At 57.4% G+C, this 18,651-nt stretch carries 18 protein-coding genes; 8 read left to right on the top strand and 10 right to left on the bottom strand.

Going from position 1 to position 18,651, the window contains the following annotated elements; translation table 11 throughout:
- Positions 1-57 precede the first annotated feature (57 nt).
- A complete protein-coding gene (locus PG871_RS01040) occupies positions 58-1,104 on the bottom strand; it encodes a Glu/Leu/Phe/Val family dehydrogenase (RefSeq protein WP_270725160.1) in 1,047 nt (348 codons plus the stop codon).
- A 145-nt stretch (positions 1,105-1,249) separates the two neighbouring features.
- Between PG871_RS01040 and PG871_RS01035 the strand changes: the two genes are divergently transcribed.
- Positions 1,250-1,705 carry an Lrp/AsnC family transcriptional regulator gene (locus PG871_RS01035; RefSeq protein WP_270725158.1) on the top strand — a complete coding sequence of 152 codons (456 nt, stop codon included), beginning with the start codon at positions 1,250-1,252 and terminating at the stop codon, positions 1,703-1,705.
- Positions 1,706-1,711: 6 nt separating this feature from the next.
- Here PG871_RS01035 and PG871_RS01030 read toward each other — a convergent pair whose 3' ends face one another.
- Both PG871_RS01030 and PG871_RS01025 read right to left on the bottom strand, forming a co-directional pair.
- Positions 1,712-2,203, bottom strand: coding sequence for a GNAT family N-acetyltransferase (locus PG871_RS01030; RefSeq protein ID WP_270725157.1), 492 nt, complete (start codon positions 2,201-2,203; stop codon positions 1,712-1,714).
- A 48-nt stretch (positions 2,204-2,251) separates the two neighbouring features.
- Positions 2,252-2,815 (bottom strand): HD family hydrolase, encoded by a 564-nt coding sequence (locus PG871_RS01025; protein WP_270728648.1) that lies wholly within the window; start codon positions 2,813-2,815, stop codon positions 2,252-2,254.
- Between the two features lie 289 nt (positions 2,816-3,104).
- Here PG871_RS01025 and PG871_RS01020 point away from each other — a divergent pair, with 289 nt between their 5' ends.
- From PG871_RS01020 to PG871_RS01010, 3 genes are all read left to right on the top strand, one after another.
- On the top strand, positions 3,105-3,440 hold the full coding sequence (locus PG871_RS01020) for a hypothetical protein (protein WP_270725154.1): 336 nt from the start codon (positions 3,105-3,107) through the stop codon (positions 3,438-3,440).
- Between the two features lie 57 nt (positions 3,441-3,497).
- Positions 3,498-4,880: an adenosylhomocysteinase gene (gene ahcY / locus PG871_RS01015; protein ID WP_270725153.1), complete on the top strand. Its 1,383-nt coding sequence runs from the start codon at positions 3,498-3,500 to the stop codon at positions 4,878-4,880.
- 677 nt (positions 4,881-5,557) lie between these two features.
- On the top strand, positions 5,558-7,450 hold the full coding sequence (locus tag PG871_RS01010; protein WP_270725152.1) for a DUF3604 domain-containing protein: 1,893 nt from the start codon (positions 5,558-5,560) through the stop codon (positions 7,448-7,450).
- A 255-nt stretch (positions 7,451-7,705) separates the two neighbouring features.
- Here the strand turns inward: PG871_RS01010 and PG871_RS01005 are convergent, their stop codons facing one another.
- Positions 7,706-8,689: a Gfo/Idh/MocA family protein gene (locus PG871_RS01005; protein ID WP_270725151.1), complete on the bottom strand. Its 984-nt coding sequence runs from the start codon at positions 8,687-8,689 to the stop codon at positions 7,706-7,708.
- Between the two features lie 196 nt (positions 8,690-8,885).
- Between PG871_RS01005 and PG871_RS01000 the strand changes: the two genes are divergently transcribed.
- On the top strand, positions 8,886-9,227 hold the full coding sequence (locus PG871_RS01000; RefSeq protein ID WP_270725150.1) for a DUF2853 family protein: 342 nt from the start codon (positions 8,886-8,888) through the stop codon (positions 9,225-9,227).
- 73 nt (positions 9,228-9,300) lie between these two features.
- Here PG871_RS01000 and PG871_RS00995 read toward each other — a convergent pair whose 3' ends face one another.
- Genes PG871_RS00995 through tsaD form a run of 5 tightly spaced genes read right to left on the bottom strand, consistent with a single transcriptional unit; the run spans position 9,301 to position 12,488 of the window.
- Positions 9,301-9,696 (bottom strand): DUF1761 domain-containing protein, encoded by a 396-nt coding sequence (locus tag PG871_RS00995; protein ID WP_270725149.1) that lies wholly within the window; start codon positions 9,694-9,696, stop codon positions 9,301-9,303.
- A gap of 46 nt (positions 9,697-9,742) precedes the next feature.
- Complete coding sequence (locus tag PG871_RS00990) at positions 9,743-10,162, bottom strand: EVE domain-containing protein (protein WP_270725148.1); 420 nt, start codon at positions 10,160-10,162, stop codon at positions 9,743-9,745.
- The gene (locus tag PG871_RS00985; RefSeq protein ID WP_270725147.1) at positions 10,162-10,437 is read right to left on the bottom strand and encodes a YciI family protein; all 276 of its coding nucleotides are present in this window, start codon (positions 10,435-10,437) and stop codon (positions 10,162-10,164) included. The genes PG871_RS00990 and PG871_RS00985 overlap by 1 nt, the downstream gene beginning before the upstream one ends.
- Positions 10,438-10,440: 3 nt before the next feature.
- Entirely contained in the window at positions 10,441-11,394 is a 954-nt protein-coding gene (locus PG871_RS00980; protein ID WP_270725146.1) for an NAD(P)H-dependent glycerol-3-phosphate dehydrogenase, read from the bottom strand.
- Positions 11,391-12,488 (bottom strand): tRNA (adenosine(37)-N6)-threonylcarbamoyltransferase complex transferase subunit TsaD, encoded by a 1,098-nt coding sequence (tsaD, locus tag PG871_RS00975; protein ID WP_270725145.1) that lies wholly within the window; start codon positions 12,486-12,488, stop codon positions 11,391-11,393. Before tsaD ends, PG871_RS00980 begins: the two co-directional genes overlap by 4 nt.
- 76 nt (positions 12,489-12,564) lie before the next feature.
- On the opposite strand from tsaD, the gene PG871_RS00970 reads away from it, so the two are divergent.
- Genes PG871_RS00970 through PG871_RS00960 form a run of 3 tightly spaced genes read left to right on the top strand, consistent with a single transcriptional unit; the run spans position 12,565 to position 16,144 of the window.
- Complete coding sequence (locus PG871_RS00970; RefSeq protein WP_270725144.1) at positions 12,565-13,299, top strand: uroporphyrinogen-III synthase; 735 nt, start codon at positions 12,565-12,567, stop codon at positions 13,297-13,299.
- A 57-nt stretch (positions 13,300-13,356) separates the two neighbouring features.
- The gene (locus PG871_RS00965) at positions 13,357-14,655 is read left to right on the top strand and encodes a COG4223 family protein (protein WP_270725143.1); all 1,299 of its coding nucleotides are present in this window, start codon (positions 13,357-13,359) and stop codon (positions 14,653-14,655) included.
- Between the two features lie 10 nt (positions 14,656-14,665).
- Complete coding sequence (locus tag PG871_RS00960) at positions 14,666-16,144, top strand: heme biosynthesis protein HemY (RefSeq protein WP_270725142.1); 1,479 nt, start codon at positions 14,666-14,668, stop codon at positions 16,142-16,144.
- Positions 16,145-16,223: 79 nt separating this feature from the next.
- Here the strand turns inward: PG871_RS00960 and PG871_RS00955 are convergent, their stop codons facing one another.
- Complete coding sequence (locus tag PG871_RS00955; protein ID WP_270725141.1) at positions 16,224-18,650, bottom strand: response regulator; 2,427 nt, start codon at positions 18,648-18,650, stop codon at positions 16,224-16,226.
- Position 18,651 lies beyond the last annotated feature (1 nt).

Below are 18,651 nucleotides of genomic sequence, written 5' to 3'. Positions count from 1 at the left end.
AAGCCCGCAAACGGGCGAGGCTGGCACTTCGCGCGGCGCCAGCTGCTGTTTGAAGTATCAGGCGGCCCTAGAAGCGAGCATTTCATCGACAATCGACGTAGCCACAGCGTCTGGGCTGCAGTTCATCTGCTTGGCGCGAGTGAGCATCGCATCAAGAGTGACGTCGAGTGTGGCGAGTTTTTCGTCGACATAGGCAGTGCGGTTGTCGATCTCCAGGATTTCGGTTGCGACGTTGATGATGCCACCGGCATTGGCGACAAAATCAGGTGCATAAAGAATGCCGCGTGCGTGCAGGCGGTCGCCGTCTTCGGGTGTAGCGAGTTGGTTGTTTGCCCCACCACAGACAGCGGCGACGTTAAGTGCGGCAATCGACGCCTCGTTCACGATTGCGCCGATGGCACAGGGGGCAAAGATGTCAGCTTTGGCAGTCAGGATGCCATCCGCTGTGGCGGCTTTGGCGTCGAATTTTTCGCATATTTCCTGAACGCGGTTCTGGTCGAGGTCGGCCACAATCAGTTTTGCACCCGCATCATGAAGATATTGGCACAAGTAACCACCAACGTGACCCAAGCCCTGCACGGAGACAGTGCATCCGGTCAGGTCATTATTTCCAAACCGGTGACGGGTGGTGGTTTTGATCGAATTGAAGATGCCGCGCGCGGTGATTGGAGAAGGATCGCCCGACGCATGGCTGCCGTTGGGCAGGCCAGCAACGTATTTGGTTTCCTGCGCCATCAGTTCCATGTCGGCGGGGCTCATGCCCATGTCCTCAGCGGTCCAGTAGCGGCCCTTAAGGGATTCCACTGCGCGGGCGAACGACAACAGCTGCGCCGGTGTTTTTTGCGCGGCATCCCCCATAATGACGGCCTTGCCGCCACCGAGCGGCAGACCCGCTGCAGCGTTTTTGTAGGTCATGCCACGGCTAAGGCGCAGGGCATCTGTCAGTGCGGCGTCTTCGCTTGAATAGGGGCGCATGCGTAGCCCGCCCGCTGCGGGACCAAGGTGGGTGGAATGCACCGCAATAAATCCGGTCAGGCCAATTTCGGCGTCATGGACGCGCAAAACAGTTTCATGAGATGGGGTCTGAACAGGGGTTATGCGCATCTGCGGTTTCCTTTGGTCATCCTGGTCGCGAAGTTGAGAGAATTTGGCACAGGTGCGATGGAGGTTTTCACCAAACTTCCAAGCCGTGTCTGGCGATTATTGGGGGTTTGGGCTAATTCTGGCGTCAAAATTAGAGGAATCAGCTATGGACGCGATTGATCGCAAAATTCTCAGTGCGCTTCAGGATGATGGCCGAATGAAGCTGTCTGATCTGGCTGAGTCTGTTGGTCTGTCGGCCACCCCATGTGCGCGGCGGTTGGAAAAGTTGCAGGCCGACGGGGTCATCACCGGCTTTGGCGCACGGGTCGACGCGCGCAAAGTTGGTTTGCCTGTGACGATCTTTGTATCGGTAGAGCTGGAGAAACAGGGATCGGAAGCGATCGAAGCCTTTGAGCGGGCGATACGGCCGCTGGGCGAGGTGATGGAGTGCTATTTGATGAGCGGTTCGCGCGATATCCTGTTGCGTGTGGTGGCGGCAGATCTGGATGCGTTTGACGCGTTTCTTGAGCATCGATTGATGGCGATCAAAGGCATTCGCAACATGCGGTCCAATTTCGCGCTTCGGGCGATGGTGCAGCGCGATGTGTTGCCCAGCGCCTAATAGGGATCAGAGGATGTAGCGTTTTAGGCATTTTGCGACGATGGTGCCGTCGTCGAGCGTGATGTTTTCTTTGCGCTTGTACTGTTCAAACCCGCGCGATTGGTAGTAGGCCAGCCCGCCTGTATTGTCGGCGCGGATTTCGGCGTCGATCCACCTGTATCCCATGCCGCGTGCAGCCGGCTTGGTGGCCTCAAACAGCTTGGAGCCAATCCCTAGCCCGGTGCGGCCGGATTTGACAAAGGTGCCGATCTCGCACGCCTCGGGCGGGAGATCCCCCCAAGGGCCAATCCATTGAAAGCCCAACAGGTTGCCGTCGCTGTCTTCGGCAATATGCCAGATTGCTTTGTCTGGATCGGCCATCAGCCAATCGCCAAGATCCTCACGCGACAGAGGGTTGGTGATGGCCGTGGTGCCTCCAGCCGCGATGATGTCGTTCAAAAGATCTTTGGCTTGGCGGAGGTCGGCTTCGCCGCCGGGACGAACTGTGATCTGGGTCATCGGACAAATGGCCTTTTGGAAAATTCAGAGACTAATTCAGCGCAAAACCTATATCTTGGCAAGAAGTTCTGAATGGCGGGCGGTAAAATCGTTGCGAGCCTCGACCGGAGGGCGCAGCCGGATTGAAAGGCCTTCGATGACCTTTGGATCGGGGCGTCCAAACAACTTGTTGGCCTCGGTCACAGAAAAGCCCGCGATCTGGGTGGCTTCCATCCATGCACTGATCTTGTCGGCTTTTTTGATTTGCGCCTTGATGCGTTTGGGCGTCGCGGCGGGCAGGCCAAAGCGGATGTGGATGGCCGCGGTCAGGCGGTCGTCGAGTTCACCGTAGGACGGGCCGACGGCCGCTTTGACCGGAGAAATCATGTCGCCGATGACGTATTCGGGCGCGTCATGCAGCAAGGCGGCGAGGCGCCATTTCATGGGTGCCGTCGGATACATGCGGCCAAAAAGCTCTTCGACCAAGAGAGAGTGTTCTGCCACCGAATAGGCAAAGTCACCCTTGGTCTGGCCATTCCAGCGCGCCACGAAAGCAAGGCCATGCGCGATGTCTTCGATCTCGATGTCGAAAGGGGTCGGGTCCAACAGGTCAAGCCTGCGCCCCGAAAGCATGCGTTGCCAGGCTCGTGCCACGGTGCACCTCGGTAATTGCGAACGGGACTTGGTTACCGCTGGGGTGGCATATGCGCAACGGGAATTGCCACTGCCCCAAAAATGCCACATTTCAGGAGCATCCTTTTTTTGTGCCGGTATCACGTGCTGCCAACAAAACAACGTGATCACCCGTGTTTTGCAAACGCGCACGGTGGTGCCGACATAAATAGCGAGGGGGGCACGTTTATTGCTTCCTCCCGCGTGTCCTCCTCACATTGTCTGATCACAGCGTGAAAAGGAGGCTGTTATGTTTAAGCGACTTTTTGGTGGAGCTGTGCTTTTTGGCATGGCCGCAACCGCGCCGCCGGTGGCTGCGCAGGGCCTACATTGTGCCGAGCGCGATGATGTGGTGGCGCGGCTTTCCAGCAAGTATTCTGAGGCGTTGACCGCCGGTGGGCTGCAGGGTGTGACCACCAACAAAACCACGCTCGTTGAAGTCTGGGTGTCGGAAAAAACCGGCACATTTACGGTCATCATGACCAACCCCATGGGTGTAAGCTGTATCGTGGCTGCGGGCACCGATTGGCATCAGGAAACACGCCCGCAATCCGGTTCCGGCAAATCGGGCGAGGTCCCGTTGTAGAAAAGACCCTGCGGTGTTATCTGCACGCGATGGATAACTCGTAAGGAGCTGGGCGCGATGGCGACCGATTATATCGTTAAAGACATCTCACTGGCGGACTACGGCCGCAAAGAACTGGACATTGCTGAAACCGAGATGCCGGGCCTGATGGCGCTGCGCGAAGAGTTTGGTGAAAGCAAACCGCTCACGGGCGCGCGCATTGTTGGGTCATTGCACATGACCATCCAGACCGCCTGTCTGATCGAAACGCTGGTCGCGCTGGGCGCGGATGTGCGTTGGGCGAGCTGCAACATCTTCTCGACTCAGGACCACGCGGCGGCGGCGATTGCCGCATCCGGCGTGCCGGTCTTTGCGATCAAAGGTCAGTCGTTGGAAGAGCATTGGGATTACCTGGACCAATCGTTCATGTTCCCAGAAGGCGCAAACCTAATCCTTGACGATGGCGGCGACGCGACACTTTACGTTTTGCTGGGCGCCAAAGCCGAGGCGGGCGAAGATTTGGGTGTGGCCACATCCGAGGAAGAAGAAGCCATTCACGCGCAGATCAAAAAGCGCATGGCGGCAAGCCCCGGCTGGTTCACAAAGACCCGCGAAGCGATCATGGGCGTGTCCGAGGAAACCACCACTGGTGTTCACCGCTTGTATGATCTGCACAAAAAGGGCGAACTGCCTTTCCCTGCGATCAACGTGAACGATTCTGTCACTAAGTCGAAGTTCGACAACAAGTACGGCTGTAAAGAATCGCTCGTGGACGGCATCCGCCGCGCCACCGACACGATGATGGCCGGCAAAGTGGCCGTTGTCTGTGGCTACGGCGATGTGGGCAAGGGCTCGGCGGCGTCGCTGTCGGGTGCGGGCGCACGCGTGAAAGTGACCGAAGCTGATCCAATCTGCGCGCTTCAGGCGGCGATGGATGGCTATGAGGTTGTGTTGCTCGAAGAGAGCCTCGACGCGGACCTGTTCATCACCACCACCGGCAACAAAGACGTGATCCGTATCGAGCACATGCGCGAGATGAAGGACATGGCGATTGTTGGCAACATTGGCCACTTCGACAACGAAATTCAGGTCGCGAACCTGAAGAACCACAAGTGGACCAACATCAAAGAACAGGTGGATATGATCGAGATGCCGTCGGGCAACCGGTTGATCCTTCTGTCTGAAGGTCGTTTGCTGAACCTTGGCAACGCGACGGGCCACCCGTCGTTTGTGATGTCGGCGTCGTTCACCAACCAGGTGCTGGCGCAGATTGAATTGTTCACCAAGGGTGATCAGTACGACAATGAAGTCTACATCCTGCCCAAGCATCTGGACGAGAAAGTGGCTGCGCTGCACCTCGCCAAAGTGGGCGCGAAGCTGTCGAAACTGACACCGGAGCAGGCGGCCTATATCGGCGTGTCGGCGGAAGGTCCGTTCAAGCCAGAGCACTATCGCTACTAAGCGGTTTTGTTGGTTGAGATACAGAGCGGCGTCCCAGAGGTGGGGCGCCGTTTTTGGTTTTTGGGGAAGGTGCGGTTGCGGCGAAAGTCGGGTTAAGCCCGTCGTGACGGATTCCGCACAACGCTCGGATCACAGCTATGCGCAGGTAGTAGGCATTCGTTCCGCGAATTCCTCAAAAGAAGACATTGAAGATCGTCGCGCCTCTAACTTTTATGCTCGCCAAGTTTAAATCAACGGTCATCGATGCCCTTAGAAAAGAGATTTTTTATCCTCTGCTTGCCAGAGCCAAGGCAGTGCTCACCGCGGGTTTTTGCTGGCAATTGGCTCCGTCGTCCAGATAGACTCGCGGTCATTCATGCAATAGCCTTTCAGTTGAACCACACTGTTGGTGATGATTGGCGAGAAAATATATTTCTGAGTAAACTTGAGAGCGCAAAGGAGCTCATGATTTCAGTTTGACTGCGGTTGTCATGGCGTCGATCGCCAGTGCAAAAGGCAAGTCAAACGCCGCTGCATTCTGTCAGGTTTGTTTTACAAAAACCCGACGCTCGACCTTCGATCGATAGCGCGATCAAGCCAGGCATTGATTTCGCATCAACTGGGAAGCCAGCAACATTCCATGGGCGCGCCCAGACCTCGTCCGTCTGGTACACCCTGACAAAATGAGGAAAACGCAAATGCGCCATTTATATCTTTCGGCCACGCTTATGTTGTTGTCTGGCGTTCCTGCGATCGCACAGGAGGACGTGCCCTTCGTTGTTCCTGGAGATCGTGAATACTCGCCTTACCTAACTCAGGATTTTCCAAATCAGGTCTTCTTCGGGGACACTCATCTACATACCAGCTTCTCGGCTGACGCCGGCTTAATTGGCAACACACTCGGGCCTGATGAGGCGTTCAGGTTTGCCAAAGGCGAAACGGTGACCGCCTCAACCGGAATTCCGGCTCGGCTTCAAAGCCCTCTCGATTTTTTGGTGGTTGCGGATCACGCCGAAAATCTAGGCATTGCGCCTCTTCTTGTGGAACGCGACCCGCGTCTGGCTTCGACTGAGTTTGGCAAATCCCTTATTGATCGCATGGATGCGAACGACCCTGCAGGAGCTTGGGAGATTTTCTCAACGACAAAGGCAACGGGCAGTGACCCGCTTGCGGATGTCGATGGCCTTTACGAAAGTGTTTGGCACAGAATTACGGAAGCCGCTGAAAGCCATAATCAGCCAGGCCAATTTACGGCGCTCATCGGTTTTGAATGGACCTCCACATTTGACCGCAGCAACCTTCATCGAAACGTGATTTTTCGCGGTGGAAAAGAGACGGCGGATACGATCCTTCCCTTTTCCCAATACGACAGCGCTAATCCAGAAGACCTCTGGGATTGGATGGAGCGATACGAGGACGCCACAGGGGATCGTTTGCTCGCTATCCCGCACAACGGAAATTTGTCAAACGGGCTGATGTTTGACGACGTTAAGTTGGGGACCAGCGATCCGATAGACGACGAATACGCAAGAAAACGCGCTAAGTGGGAGCCACTCTATGAGGTCACCCAGATGAAAGGCGACGGCGAGGCTCACCCAATGTTGTCTCCTGAAGACCCATTCGCCGATTTCGAGACTTGGGATAAAGGGCAATTGGGACCAGCGCCCAAAACACCGGACATGATCCCTCGTGAGTACGCCCGCGAAGCCTTGAAGCGCGGACTTGCATATGAGGCAAAGCTTGGAACCAACCCGTGGAAGTTTGGTATGATCGGCTCCACGGATAGCCACACGTCATTGGCCACGTCGCGTGAGGAGAACCATTTCGGCAAAGTGACGGCGTTGGAACCAACCGCCGATCCCATCAGGTTCGAAGAAGTCGTAGGAGGCGTAGGGGGTGACGCTTCGGTCGCGCAATATGCGTGGGAAACGTCGGCTTCGGGTCTTGCAGCGGTATGGGCACGTGAGAACACTCGCGAAGCGATTTGGGATGCGATGGCGCGGCGCGAAGTCTATGCGACAACCGGTTCACGCATGCGCGTTCGTGTCTTTGCCGGATATGATTTTGAAGACGGTGATCCTTTGCGGTCGGACTTTGCATCCCACGGATATGCAAACGGCGTACCTATGGGTGGTGAGCTGACCAAAGATGCAAAGGGCCGTCCACCGGGTTTTCTTGTCCGGGCATTGCGTGACCCGAATGGTGCGAACCTCGATCGTGTGCAAATTGTGAAGGGCTGGCTCACTAAGGATGGCACCTTGTCCGAACAGATATTTGACATCGATTGCGCAGGACGCAAAATCGAGAAGTCTGCTTGTCTAGGGGATGTTGGAAACACGGTTGACCGCGAGACTGCGACATGGACCAATAGTATTGGGGCCCCATACCTTGCTACCTACTGGGAAGACCCTGATTTCGACCCGTCGCAACCGGCCTTTTATTACGTTCGCGTTCTTGAAATTCCTACGCCCCGATGGACGACTGTAGACGCCGCAGTGTTTGAAAAAAGCATTCCATCGGTTGCCCCGATTTCAATTCAAGATCGCGCTTACACGTCACCGATTTGGTACAGTCCAACTCCTCGAAACTGAAGGTGTGAAAAAGTTAGATACCTAGCGGAATCCTGAATTCCCCAGCACAGAAAAGTGCTCGTAATGAACGGTTCGAGGCCGAGACCACCTTGCCCCTTTCAATGCCTGTTTCTTCGTGCCGTTCGACCAATTGTGGTCTGCAAAAACGAGCTAAAACCGACAAACAAGCGCGTCGCCTCTGCGCAACGGAAGATCTGCTTTTCGCAATCTGAAGATCTGTTTGAAGACCGTTTAGGGTTGGTGTCGTAGAAGCGACTATCCCTGCGCCGCCACATCCCAATCCGTCAGAAACTGCATGATCTCTAGGCTATCAGACAGGCGCGGCGAGGGGCGTTGCGCCTCCGTTGTGCGGCTGATCAAAGCGCGTTCGACCATGCGGGTTTGATGATAAAACGCGTCGTTGGCGTCGCTCACCACTATCGGGCGTTCAGGGCCATCGAACGGCCGCCAGATCATGCGGCTGTCGCCCGCGTCAGGCAGCCAAGGGTTGGTGTCAAACCGCAGCGCGCCTTTGGTGGTGATGACCTCAAATCCAAAGGCCATGCCGTGGCTGTCGCTGCTTTGCAGGGTGGCGAAAACACCGTTGTCAAAGCGGACGGACAGCGTTGTGTCTTGTATATTGCCATCGGCATTCACGGAGCCATGCGCCGCCATCGTGCGTGCGCCAAAGGCCGTGTCGCCGCACATGGTTTGCACCACGAGATGCAGCAGGGACGCGGGGTAGCAGCCGAGGTTATACAGCGTGCCGCCGCCTGCGGGGTTCACGACCTGCCAGATGTCGGCGGCGTAAAAGCCGGATACAGACCGCAGTTCGCCAAATGTCGGGTCACGCATCAGAGACATGAATTGAGCCATCAAGGGATGGGCGAGGTACATAAGGCCTTCGGCAAAGAATAGGCCGCTGGAGCGTGCGGCCTTCGAAAGGGCCTCGGCGTCGGACATGGACACCGTCAGGGACTTTTCGCACAGCACCGGTTTGCCAGCAGCGAGCGCGGCCGTGGTTGCGTCGGCGTGCAGGTGGTTGGGCAGGGCGATATAGACCACATCGACGTCGTCTGAGGCCAAGAGATCAGCTGTGTCAGGGCAACCCTGTGGGATTTGATACTGCGCTTGCATGTCGGCCAGCGCGGTCTCGTTGCGGCCCGCAATCGCGGTGGCAACAGAGCCTTTGGACTTGGCAATCGCACCTAGCATGGCGTGTGAAATGAACCCGGTGCCGATGATACCCCAACGCAACATTTTGACCCCATTGGTTGCCGTGAAAACGCGCACACTAGGCGGGCGGTTTGGGATTGGCCAGAGAGCAAACGCGTTTGCGGGGAAAGGCGCGGCAGATTTCCCTTTGTCTGGTGTAAATCCGTGTTTACTGTTTCAGGCAGCCAACAGAGGCACCAAAACGAACAAGGCAATTGCGCCAACGACCTGGGAGATAGTGATGGGCAAACGTGACGAGTTGATCGCCAAATACGCGGATGATCTGAAAAACAAATGCGGAATGACACCGGACATGGACCTTTTGACAAAGGTGACCATCGGGTGTGGTCCGGCGATCTATAACGACGATGCCTCGACAGTGGCAGGTTCGCAGGAAAGCGAACTTGAGACCGTTAAAACCAACTTTTTGATGAAAAAACTGGGTCTGGCCGACAGCCCTGCATTGATGGAAGCCATCAATTCGGTGATCGAAACCTACGGCAAATCCGAGCGCAACAAATACCGCGCTGTGGTGTATTACATGCTGACAAAGCATTTCGGCAAAGAGGCCGTATACGGCTGATTTGTCTGACAGTTCTATGTGAAAACGCCCGAAGGATGAGCCTTCGGGCGTTTTGCGTTGCGGAGGCTGGCTTTTAGATAAGCGTCAGAACCGCGCCCATGATCGTACAGCCAAGGGTGGCATACCCGCCGTCGATGATCATCAGCGTGCGGCTGCGGCCTGCGAAACCGTAGTTGGTGACAACCCATGGCGTGGCGAGAAAGAGGCCAATGCCGAGGCCGCCAATGATGCCTTTGTCGAACGTTTCGATAGCGGACAGCGCAAAGACGTGGCGCATCATGCCTGCGACGATCAACGCGCAAACAAAGGCGAGAATGTAAGGTGTCGGGTTTTTGGAGTTGGCAGGTTGACCATCTTCTCCGACTTCGACGCCTGCGGCTTGCATCCACGGTTTGGCCAGTGCCATGTACCAGATTGCGCCAAATGCATAGGAGGCCGCAGCGGCGGCCAACACGGCAAGGTATTCCATGAGTTTCTCCCCGTTCAATATTTATGCGGGGATTATGCCTAATAATTCAGCTTTGAGAACCGCTCATCTCAAGGATGATTTGCCATTCATCTTCGGTCACGGGCTGCACTGATAGGCGGGAGTTTTTCACAAGAACCATATCGGTAAGCCGTGGGTCAGTCTTGATCATATCAAGCGTCACAGGAGTTTTGACCGGTGCGATTGCTTTGATGTCGACGCATTCCCAGCGATCGTCATCGGTGGTGCTGTCGGGGTGGGCCTCGGCACAGACTTCGACGATGCCGACGACGGCTCTCTCTTTTTGCGAATGATAGAAAAAGCCGCGGTCCCCCACGGCCATCTCACGCATGAAATTGCGGGCCTGATAGTTGCGCACGCCGTCCCATTCTTCGCCAACGTCCCCTTTGGCGACCTGTTGGTCCCAGCCCCAGGTCGAAGGTTCGGATTTGAACAGCCAGTAGCGCATCAGCCCAGCACCTTGTTCCACGGCTTCAGTTCGACGCTTTCGAACAGGTCGGCGGCCTTATAGGGGTCGTTGGCGGCCCATGTCTGTGCCTCGGCCATATCGGCGACGTTCAGAATGATCAGCGAGCCGCACATGTCGCCCGCGGCGTCCAAAAAGGGACCGGCCATCATGATCGTGTCGCCAGAGCCTTTGAGATAGGCGACATGGGCGTCGCGGTTGGCTTTGCGGATTTCAAGCGCGCCGGGTTTGTCTTTGGCGATTAGGGCGATCAACATCGGTTATTCCTCTTTGGGTGGTCTTGCGAGCAGCATTTCCATGGCGTCGCGGATTTGCAAGCCCCCTTGAAGGATCGCAACCACCGCGGCGGTGATGGGCATATCGATTTGCATTGTCTTGGCACGGCCAAGTGCGGCGGTCGCTGTGGCCGCGCCTTCGACAGTGACGGTGGGATCAAAGGCTTCGCCACGACCCAGCGACAGGCCAAAGCGGAAGTTGCGTGATTGTTCGGACGAGCACGTCAAAGTGAGGTCACCAAAGCCGGACAGGCCCGCCAAGGTGTCGGGCTGCGCCCCAAGGGCGCGGGCCATACGCTGCATTTCGGCATAGCCCCGTGTCATGAGAGCCGCGCGGGCGCTGTCGCCAAGACCGGCACCAATGGCGATGCCGCAAGCGATGGCGATGACGTTTTTAAGGGCACCTCCAAGCTCTGCACCGACGGTGTCGGTGGTGCGATAAATGCGGATGTTCGGTGACTTCAGTCTCTGCTGCAGCGCTTTTCCAACGGTCTCGTCGGGACTTGCCAGCGTGAGTGCGGTCGGCAAACCACGTGCGATATCGGCAGCAAAGCTGGGGCCGGTGAGGATCGCAGGTGTTGCATCAGGCAGCACGTCTCGGATCAGGGCAACCGGGCCAAGTTGTGTGCCAAGTTCGACGCCCTTGCAGCAGGCAACAAGCGTTCGGCCGGAAAGTTCCGGGTGGGTTTCTAGAAGGCCACGCAGCTTTTGCATCGGAACCGCAAGAAGGACCACATCGTTGAGCGCAGAGGAGAATTGGGCAGTAACAGAGACTGTTTTTGGCAATTCAACACCGGGAAGGCGTGGGTTATGGCGGCTGTCTTGCATCGCCTTGGCGGCGCTGGGGTCGCGGGCCCACAGTGTCACGGGCGTGCCACTTCGGGCGAAAGCGATGGCCAAGGCAGTTCCAAAGGCCCCTGCTCCGAGAACGGAAATCATGCTTTGGCTCCTTTTTTGCCGCTGCCCAAAAGCGCCGGAGCGGTTTGATCAAGTGGCCAGCGAGGACGGGCCGACAGGCTCATGTCATCGCGTGCGCCTGCTTTGAAGCGTTCCAATCCTGCATATGCAATCATCGCCGCATTGTCAGTGCAAAGCGCCAAAGGAGGCGCGGTGAAAGCTGCGCCACTTTCGGCACAAACAGTCTCTAACTCAGCGCGAATGGCGGTATTTGCGGCCACACCGCCGGCCACTGCGAGCAAAGGTTCTGCGGGAGCTTCGGCCATATAAACCGCCAACGCGCGGCGGGTTTTTTTGGCCAACACGTCCACGACGGCAGCTTGGAAGCTGGCGCAAAGATCGGCGCGGTCCTGAACTGTGAGGCCACCCTTTTCCGCAATGATCGCGTCGCGCGCGCGCAGTAGGGCGGTCTTGAGACCAGAGAAAGACATGTCGCAGCCGGGCCGATCCAGCAGAGGGCGGGGCAGGCGGTAGGCTTTTGGATTGCCTTTGAGCGCCTCGGCTTGCACCGATGGGCCGCCGGGCTGTGGCAGACCAAGCAGGCGCGCGGTTTTGTCAAAAGCTTCGCCGGGAGCGTCGTCGATGGTGCCGCCAAGGCGGGTGAATTCTTCCGGGCCGTGCGCGACCAGAAACTGACAGTGGCCGCCGGATACAAGAAGCATCAGATAAGGATAGGCAACCTGATTGGTGAGGCGCGGGGTCAAAGCGTGACCGGCAAGGTGGTTTACACCCACAAGCGGGATGTTAAGGCCCGCCGAGAGGCCCTTGGCACACATCACAGCAGACAAGACACCGCCGATCAGACCGGGGCCGGAGGTGACGGCAATGGCGTCAACTTCGGCCAGTGTTACGTTTGCAGCGGCGAGCGCTTCTTCGACGCTGTGATCAAGTTTTTCGGCGTGCGCGCGTGCCGCGATTTCGGGCACGACACCGCCAAAAGATGCGTGCAGATCGGTCTGGCCGTGCACGATGGAGGCAAGGATTTCAGGCGCCTGATCGCCGGATTGGCGCAGGATTGCTGCCGCGGTGTCATCGCAGCTGCTTTCCAGTCCGAGGATGGTGAGAGGCTTTGTCATGTGTCCTTGCCGTTGCGCCTGTGCCTTGTGGCAGGTAACACCGGAAGGCGGCTCAAACAATCCCGGCGCCTTTTTCATGAGTGATTTGTCCCCATCCATCCTGATCACGCGGCCACAGGCTGCGGCGGAGCGGTTTGAGGTGGCGATACGCGCGGCGGGGATTGGGGTGCCTGCGATGATCTCGCCTTTGATCAAGGTTGTGCCAACGGGCGAAACCCCATCGTTGGACGGGGTGTCAGGGGTGATTTTCACTTCGGTGAGCGGTGTTGCGGCAATGGCGGATGGCAATTTGCCTGCGTGGTGTGTGGGCGACGCAACTGCCGAGGCCGCACGGGCGCGCGGATGGCAGGCACGGGCCGCGGGCGGCGATGCGGAGGCGCTGTGCGGGCGGGTTCTGGCCGACGCGAAGCGCGGGGCTGTTGAGGGGCCGCTGCTGCACCTGAGGGGGCGGTATGCGCGAGGCGACTTGGCGACTCGATTGAGTGCGGCGGGGGTGCCAACCGGCGAAGCAATTGTCTATGATCAGGAATTATGCGGCCTGTCCGAGGACGCAAAAGCACTGTTGATGCGGGAAAACCCCGTGATTGTTCCCCTTTTCTCGCCCCGCTCAGCGGCGCAATTTGCAGCGGAGGTGGCGAAGATCGAAGTTTCGGCGCCGATGTATGTGGCCGCGATGAGCGCGGCGGTGGCGGCGGAAGCGCAGGATCTGGATGCGTTTGTGCTGAAATTAGTGGCACATCCGAGTGCGGCGGAGATGATTGACGCTGTGTTGGGGCTGTTAGACGCATCAGATCATGTTGAGGACCGCTGACAGCTGACCTAGATTGGTGCTGCTGCTGCGAAATAACCGGATTCGAAAGGACTTCAGGTGGGTAATTCTGACAAGACCAACAAACCGGAAGACGATCAAGTCAAGGCGGACGACGCCAACGTTGATGAGATCGAGGACGCCGAGATTGTTGACGAGACAGAAAATGAAACGGTTGTCGCGCATGACGAGGCGTCGGTTGTTTTAAACGATCCCGAAGCGGAAGAGAGCGATGAGGCGGCTGATGAAGACGCTGAGGCGGAAACGTTCGGGGAGGCGGATGTCGCTGATGAGGACGTGGCTGAGGACTATGACGCCTATGCCGACGAAGCTGTGAGCGATGAAGGGGGTTTTGTAGAGCCAATGCCAGTTGCAGCCCCAGAGAAGCGCGGCGGGTTCCTTCCGATGGTGCTTGGCGGCGTGGTTGCGGCCGCAATTGGATTTGGCGGTGCGGTATATTTTGGCGATCAGCTTGGCATTGGGGCCAAGACGGATGACGCCATCGCCAAGGTGACGGCTGATCTGGTGGCGCAGAAAGATGCGTTGGCCGCCGTGCAGGACAAGCTTGGCGCGGCGACGAACGATGCTGCGGGAGCGGCGAAGGGTGTGTCGGACGCTGTGGCGCAGATCGCTGGTTTGCACGCGGATGTGGATGGATTAGCCGCGGAATTGCAAACCTTGTCTGATGCTGTTGCCGGGTTTGAAACCCGCTTGAATGACATCGAGAAACGTCCTCTGAACGAAGGTTTGGGCGCAGCGGCGATCGCGGCTTATGAGCGGGAAGTGAATGACCTGAAAGACTTGGTTGCTGCGCAGAAAGCAGATGCAGCCGAGTTGAAGGACAAGGCGGATTTGTCAGCCAAGGCCGCGTTGGCGCGGTCGGCTGCGACACGGATCGTGGTTGCCCTCGACAGCGGTGCGGCTTTCAGCGGTGCTTTGGTGGATTATCGGTCTGCGACGGGCGCCGAGGTGGGCGCAGCGCTGGCAGATCATGCGGAGACCGGTGTCGTCACGCTTGCGGCCTTGTTGGAAAGCTATCCCGACGCCGCGCGGGCCGCTTTGGCTAAGGCGCGGGCTGACAAGGTTGACGACGCGCAGGGCAGCAAGCTTGGCAATTTTCTGAAAAACCAATTGGGCGCGCGCTCTGTTGAGGTCCGAGAGGGCGGTGATACCGATGCGATCCTGAGTCGGGTAGAAGCGGCGCTGCGCGACGGTAAACTGGCAGAGGCTTTGGCGGAACTGGATAGTCTCGCGGAGGCGCCCAAAGCCATGATGGAGGGCTGGCGCGCCGAGGCGCAAACCCGCCTTGCGGCCAAAACTGCCGCCGACGCGTTGGCGCAAGCCCTGAACTCAAACTGAAGGTCTGAACATGCTGTGGTCCTTGATTAAGATACTTGTTTTTGTTGCCATCATCGGTGCTGTGACCTTTGGCGCGATCCACCTTCTGGAAAGCGAAGGCGGCGTGATGATCACCATGGGGGGCGTTGAGTTCACCCTTGGTCCGTTCCAGACCGCGCTGGCGCTTGTTGCACTGGTGGCCGCGACCTGGCTGGTGATTAGGCTGTTTGGGCTTTTGATTGCGACACTGAAGTTCCTGAATGGCGATGAGACCGCGATCAGCCGCTATTTTGACCGCAACCGCGAGAAAAAGGGCTATCAGGCGCTGGCGGATGGTTTGATGGCGCTGGCTTCGGGCGAAGGGCGCGCGGCGATGGACAAGGCGCGCAAGGCCCAGAAGTTCCTTAAAAAGCCAGAGCTGACCAATTTGATTGTGGCGCAGGCGGCCGAGATGAGCGGCGACGGCAAGAAGGCCGAAGAAGTCTACAAAACTTTGCTAACGGACGAGCGTACTCGGTTTGTTGGGGTGCGCGGGCTGATGAAACAGAAGCTGGATGAAGGCAAAACCGATGTGGCGCTGAAGCTGGCGGAAACGGCTTTTGCCCTGAAGCCGCGCCATGAGGAAGTGCAGGACACTTTGCTGCGCTTGCAGACGGAAAACGAAGACTGGAGCGGCGCACGTGGCACGCTGAATGCGAAGCTCAAACATGGCACAATGCCGCGAGACGTACATCGTCGCCGCGACGCTGTTCTGGCGCTCGGCGAGGCCAAGGGCATTGTGGATGACGCCAACTCGATCGAAGCGCGTGAGCGGGCGATTGAGGCCAACCGCCTGTCACCCGATCTGGTGCCTGCAGCGGTGTTGGCGGCCAAAGGCTATGTCGATCAAGGGCGACCACGGAATGCGACGCGCCTGCTGCGCAAAACATGGGACGTGAGCCCGCATCCGGATCTCGCGGCGGCTTTTGCAGCGATTGAGCCTGACGAAACCCCGCATGCGCGGATCAAACGGTTCAAAACGCTCACCAAGGCGACGCCGGATCATTCGGAAACCCGCCTGCTGAACGCAGAACTGATGATTGCGGCGGAGGATTTTCCTGGTGCTCGCCGGGCGCTGGGCGATCTTTTTGAGACCGAGCCAACACAGCGCGCCCTGACCATTATGGCGGCAATCGAACGCGGAGAAGGCGGCAGCGACGCCGTGGTCAAAGGCTATCTCGCCAAGGCGCTGACGGCGCCGCGCGGTCCGCAATGGATATGTGACACCTGTCACAACATTCACGCGGAATGGGCGCCGACCTGTACCAATTGCGGCAGCTTTGACACGCTGAGTTGGACCGCACCGCCGGAGACAGAAGGTTTGTCGGCCGCAGGCATTGGTATGCTGCCGTTGATCGTTGGTGCGCTGGAGGATCAGTCGGAAGACGATGTCGACGCCGAGGTTGACGGGGACACTGTTGAGGTCGAGGCCGAAGAGGTCGATACGGACGCTACCAAAACAGCCGTTTGAGCGCGGTATTCTTAATGAGACAAAAGGGGCAGGCGATGGGCCTGCCCCTTTTGAGTCTGGCAATCGGTTTTGCGCGTGATTATTGCAGCTCTGCCACAATCTGTCTGAGCTTGGCGAGTTTTACCGGCTTGGCCATGTGGTCATTCATCCCGGCATCAAGACAGGCCTGACGGTCCTCGGGCGCAGAATGGGCAGTGAGGCCGATGATACGCGTCGGGGTCACGTTGGCCGCCTCTTCGCGGTGCCGGATCGAGCGGGCAGCCTCAAGACCGTTCATCACCGGCATGCTGACGTCCATCAGAATCAGATCTGGTTGCAGGGTTTCCGCCTGAGTGATCGCTTCTACCCCGTTTTCAGCCGAGGCGTATGGCACGCCCTGACGCTCAAGGAAGATCTCGATCAGCTTTCGGTTTGTGCGGTTGTCGTCCACGATCAGGATAGGCTTCATGTTATTTTGAGCGCGTGACGTCTGCGACTGTGCGTTTTGCGTCTGATTCCTTGTTGGCGTTGGGGCAATGGCATCTACGACTTTGGTTTCGTTGCCGGTCAATGCCCGCAAAATATTGCCGGAGATCAGCGGTTTTTGCAGTTCCGCGTCGGGGAAAATGTCGCCGTCACAGCAAGGCGTGAAAGACTCTTTCAAGTCGTTGATGAAGATCACCCGCGGCTGCGCAACGCCTTTTAGTGCGCGGCATGCGCGCAAGAAGGTGTCGGCATTCATGTCTGGCAGTTTGGCCTCGATCAGCACGGCATCAAAAGGGGTTTTCGATTGCGTTGCTTCCCTGAGGGCGGTCAATGCGGCGCCACCGTTTTCAAAGCTTTCACTGGCGGCGCCCCAGTTGTTGAGCTTTTCGTTGGTCACAAAAAGCGCCACAGAGTCGTTTTGTACCACCAGCGTCCGCATGCCTTTGAGGTCGATTTTTTCGGACGTAGGCAAGTCCACTTTCTCAGGTTCCAAAATTGGGATCGCAAAGCAGAATTTGGAGCCTTCACCGGTGCAGGACGTTGCCCAAATGCGGCCGCCCATCAATTCGGTAAAGCCTTTGGCGATGGCCAGGCCAAGGCCTGTGCCCTGATGCTTGCGGCTATAACTACCGTCGACCTGCGTGAACTGGTCAAACACGGTGGCGAGTTTGTCTTGCGGGATTCCGACGCCGGTGTCGCACACACTGATTTGCATCATCGGTGTGCCGTCCTCACCCTGCGTGCGGCGGGCATCGATCATCACATAACCATCGTCTGTGAATTTCAGGGCATTGCCCGCAAGATTGATGATGATCTGCTTAAGTCGCGGGCTGTCGCCGAGGATGAATTCCGGCAATTCAGGGTCAATCCGCGTGACCAGATCAACGCCGGCATCGGACGCCTGAAACGCCAAAACCTGAACCGTTTCTTCAATGATATCTTCTGGTTTGCAGGGTTCGCTGCGCACCGTCATGTGGCCACTGTCCATCTTGGAAAAGTCCAGAATGTCATTGATGATGTTCAACAGGGACGAGCCTGAGGAATGCATCGATTCCAACAACCCGTGCTGCGCGGCTGTAAGGTCGGTATCTGACAACAATTCCGCCATGCCAAGCACCCCGTTCATGGGCGTGCGGATTTCATGACTCATGCGGGCTAGGAACTGGGATTTGGCGGTCTCGGCGTGTTGTGCAGTTTCCACAGCGACTTGCAGCTGTTGGTTTTTCTTTTGCACTTCGTCGCCGAAGACTTTGAGTTGTTCTTTGGTATCTTCGAGGTTTTTCACGCGCTCCGCGAGGCGATCCATCATCGTGTTGAACGACGAAGCGAGGCTTTCGACTTCGTCGTTTGTGTGAATGAAAATGCGGTGATCCAAATGCCCTGCGGCCGCCTGTTCGGTGGCTTGTGTCAATTTGGCGAGAGGTGTCGTCAGACGTCGCGACAGGAAGAAACTCATCAACAGACCAGCGAGGATGAAAAGGCTGGCAAGAGCGATGTTCTTTTGGCGTAGAACACCGGTTTCCCGATGGAGAATGCTGCCATCAAAATCTACGCGGATCGTGCCGAAATTGAAATTCCCGTAGATAACCGGGATCGCGACATTGATTTCTTCCTGTCCCACGAGATAAGCCACGTTGGAGGTAGATTGTGCCTTGTTTACAAGCGGGTCATCCACTTCACCGAGAAAGAGCGTGTGTTGCTTTTTGGCGCCTGCAACAAGCAAGCGGCTGTTTTCGTCTACGAAGGACAGAGACAGAATTTCTGGCTGTCCTTCTAACTCCTCATATATCACGTCCAATTCTGAGGGGTGACCTTCAAATAGATATGGCAGGGAGACCTCGACGATCATATGCGCCAGTGACGAGGCCCGCTGCTTGAAGCGTTCCTCGACGAGGTTCTGCTGAGTGATCGCATTGGAATAGAACAACAACGCAACGCATGTGGTGAACAGGGCGCCAAAGTAAAACAGCATCCGCCGTTCCAGCCCGTAGGTGACTTTGCGCCAAACTGTCGGCGTGTCAGAAGAAGTGGAGATGCTCACT

Source organism: Shimia sp. Alg240-R146 (assembly GCF_947331465.1).
Taxonomy (GTDB): domain Bacteria; phylum Pseudomonadota; class Alphaproteobacteria; order Rhodobacterales; family Rhodobacteraceae; genus Shimia.
Note: the sequence above shows the minus strand (reverse complement) of the source record. Positions and strands in the feature narration are given on the sequence as shown.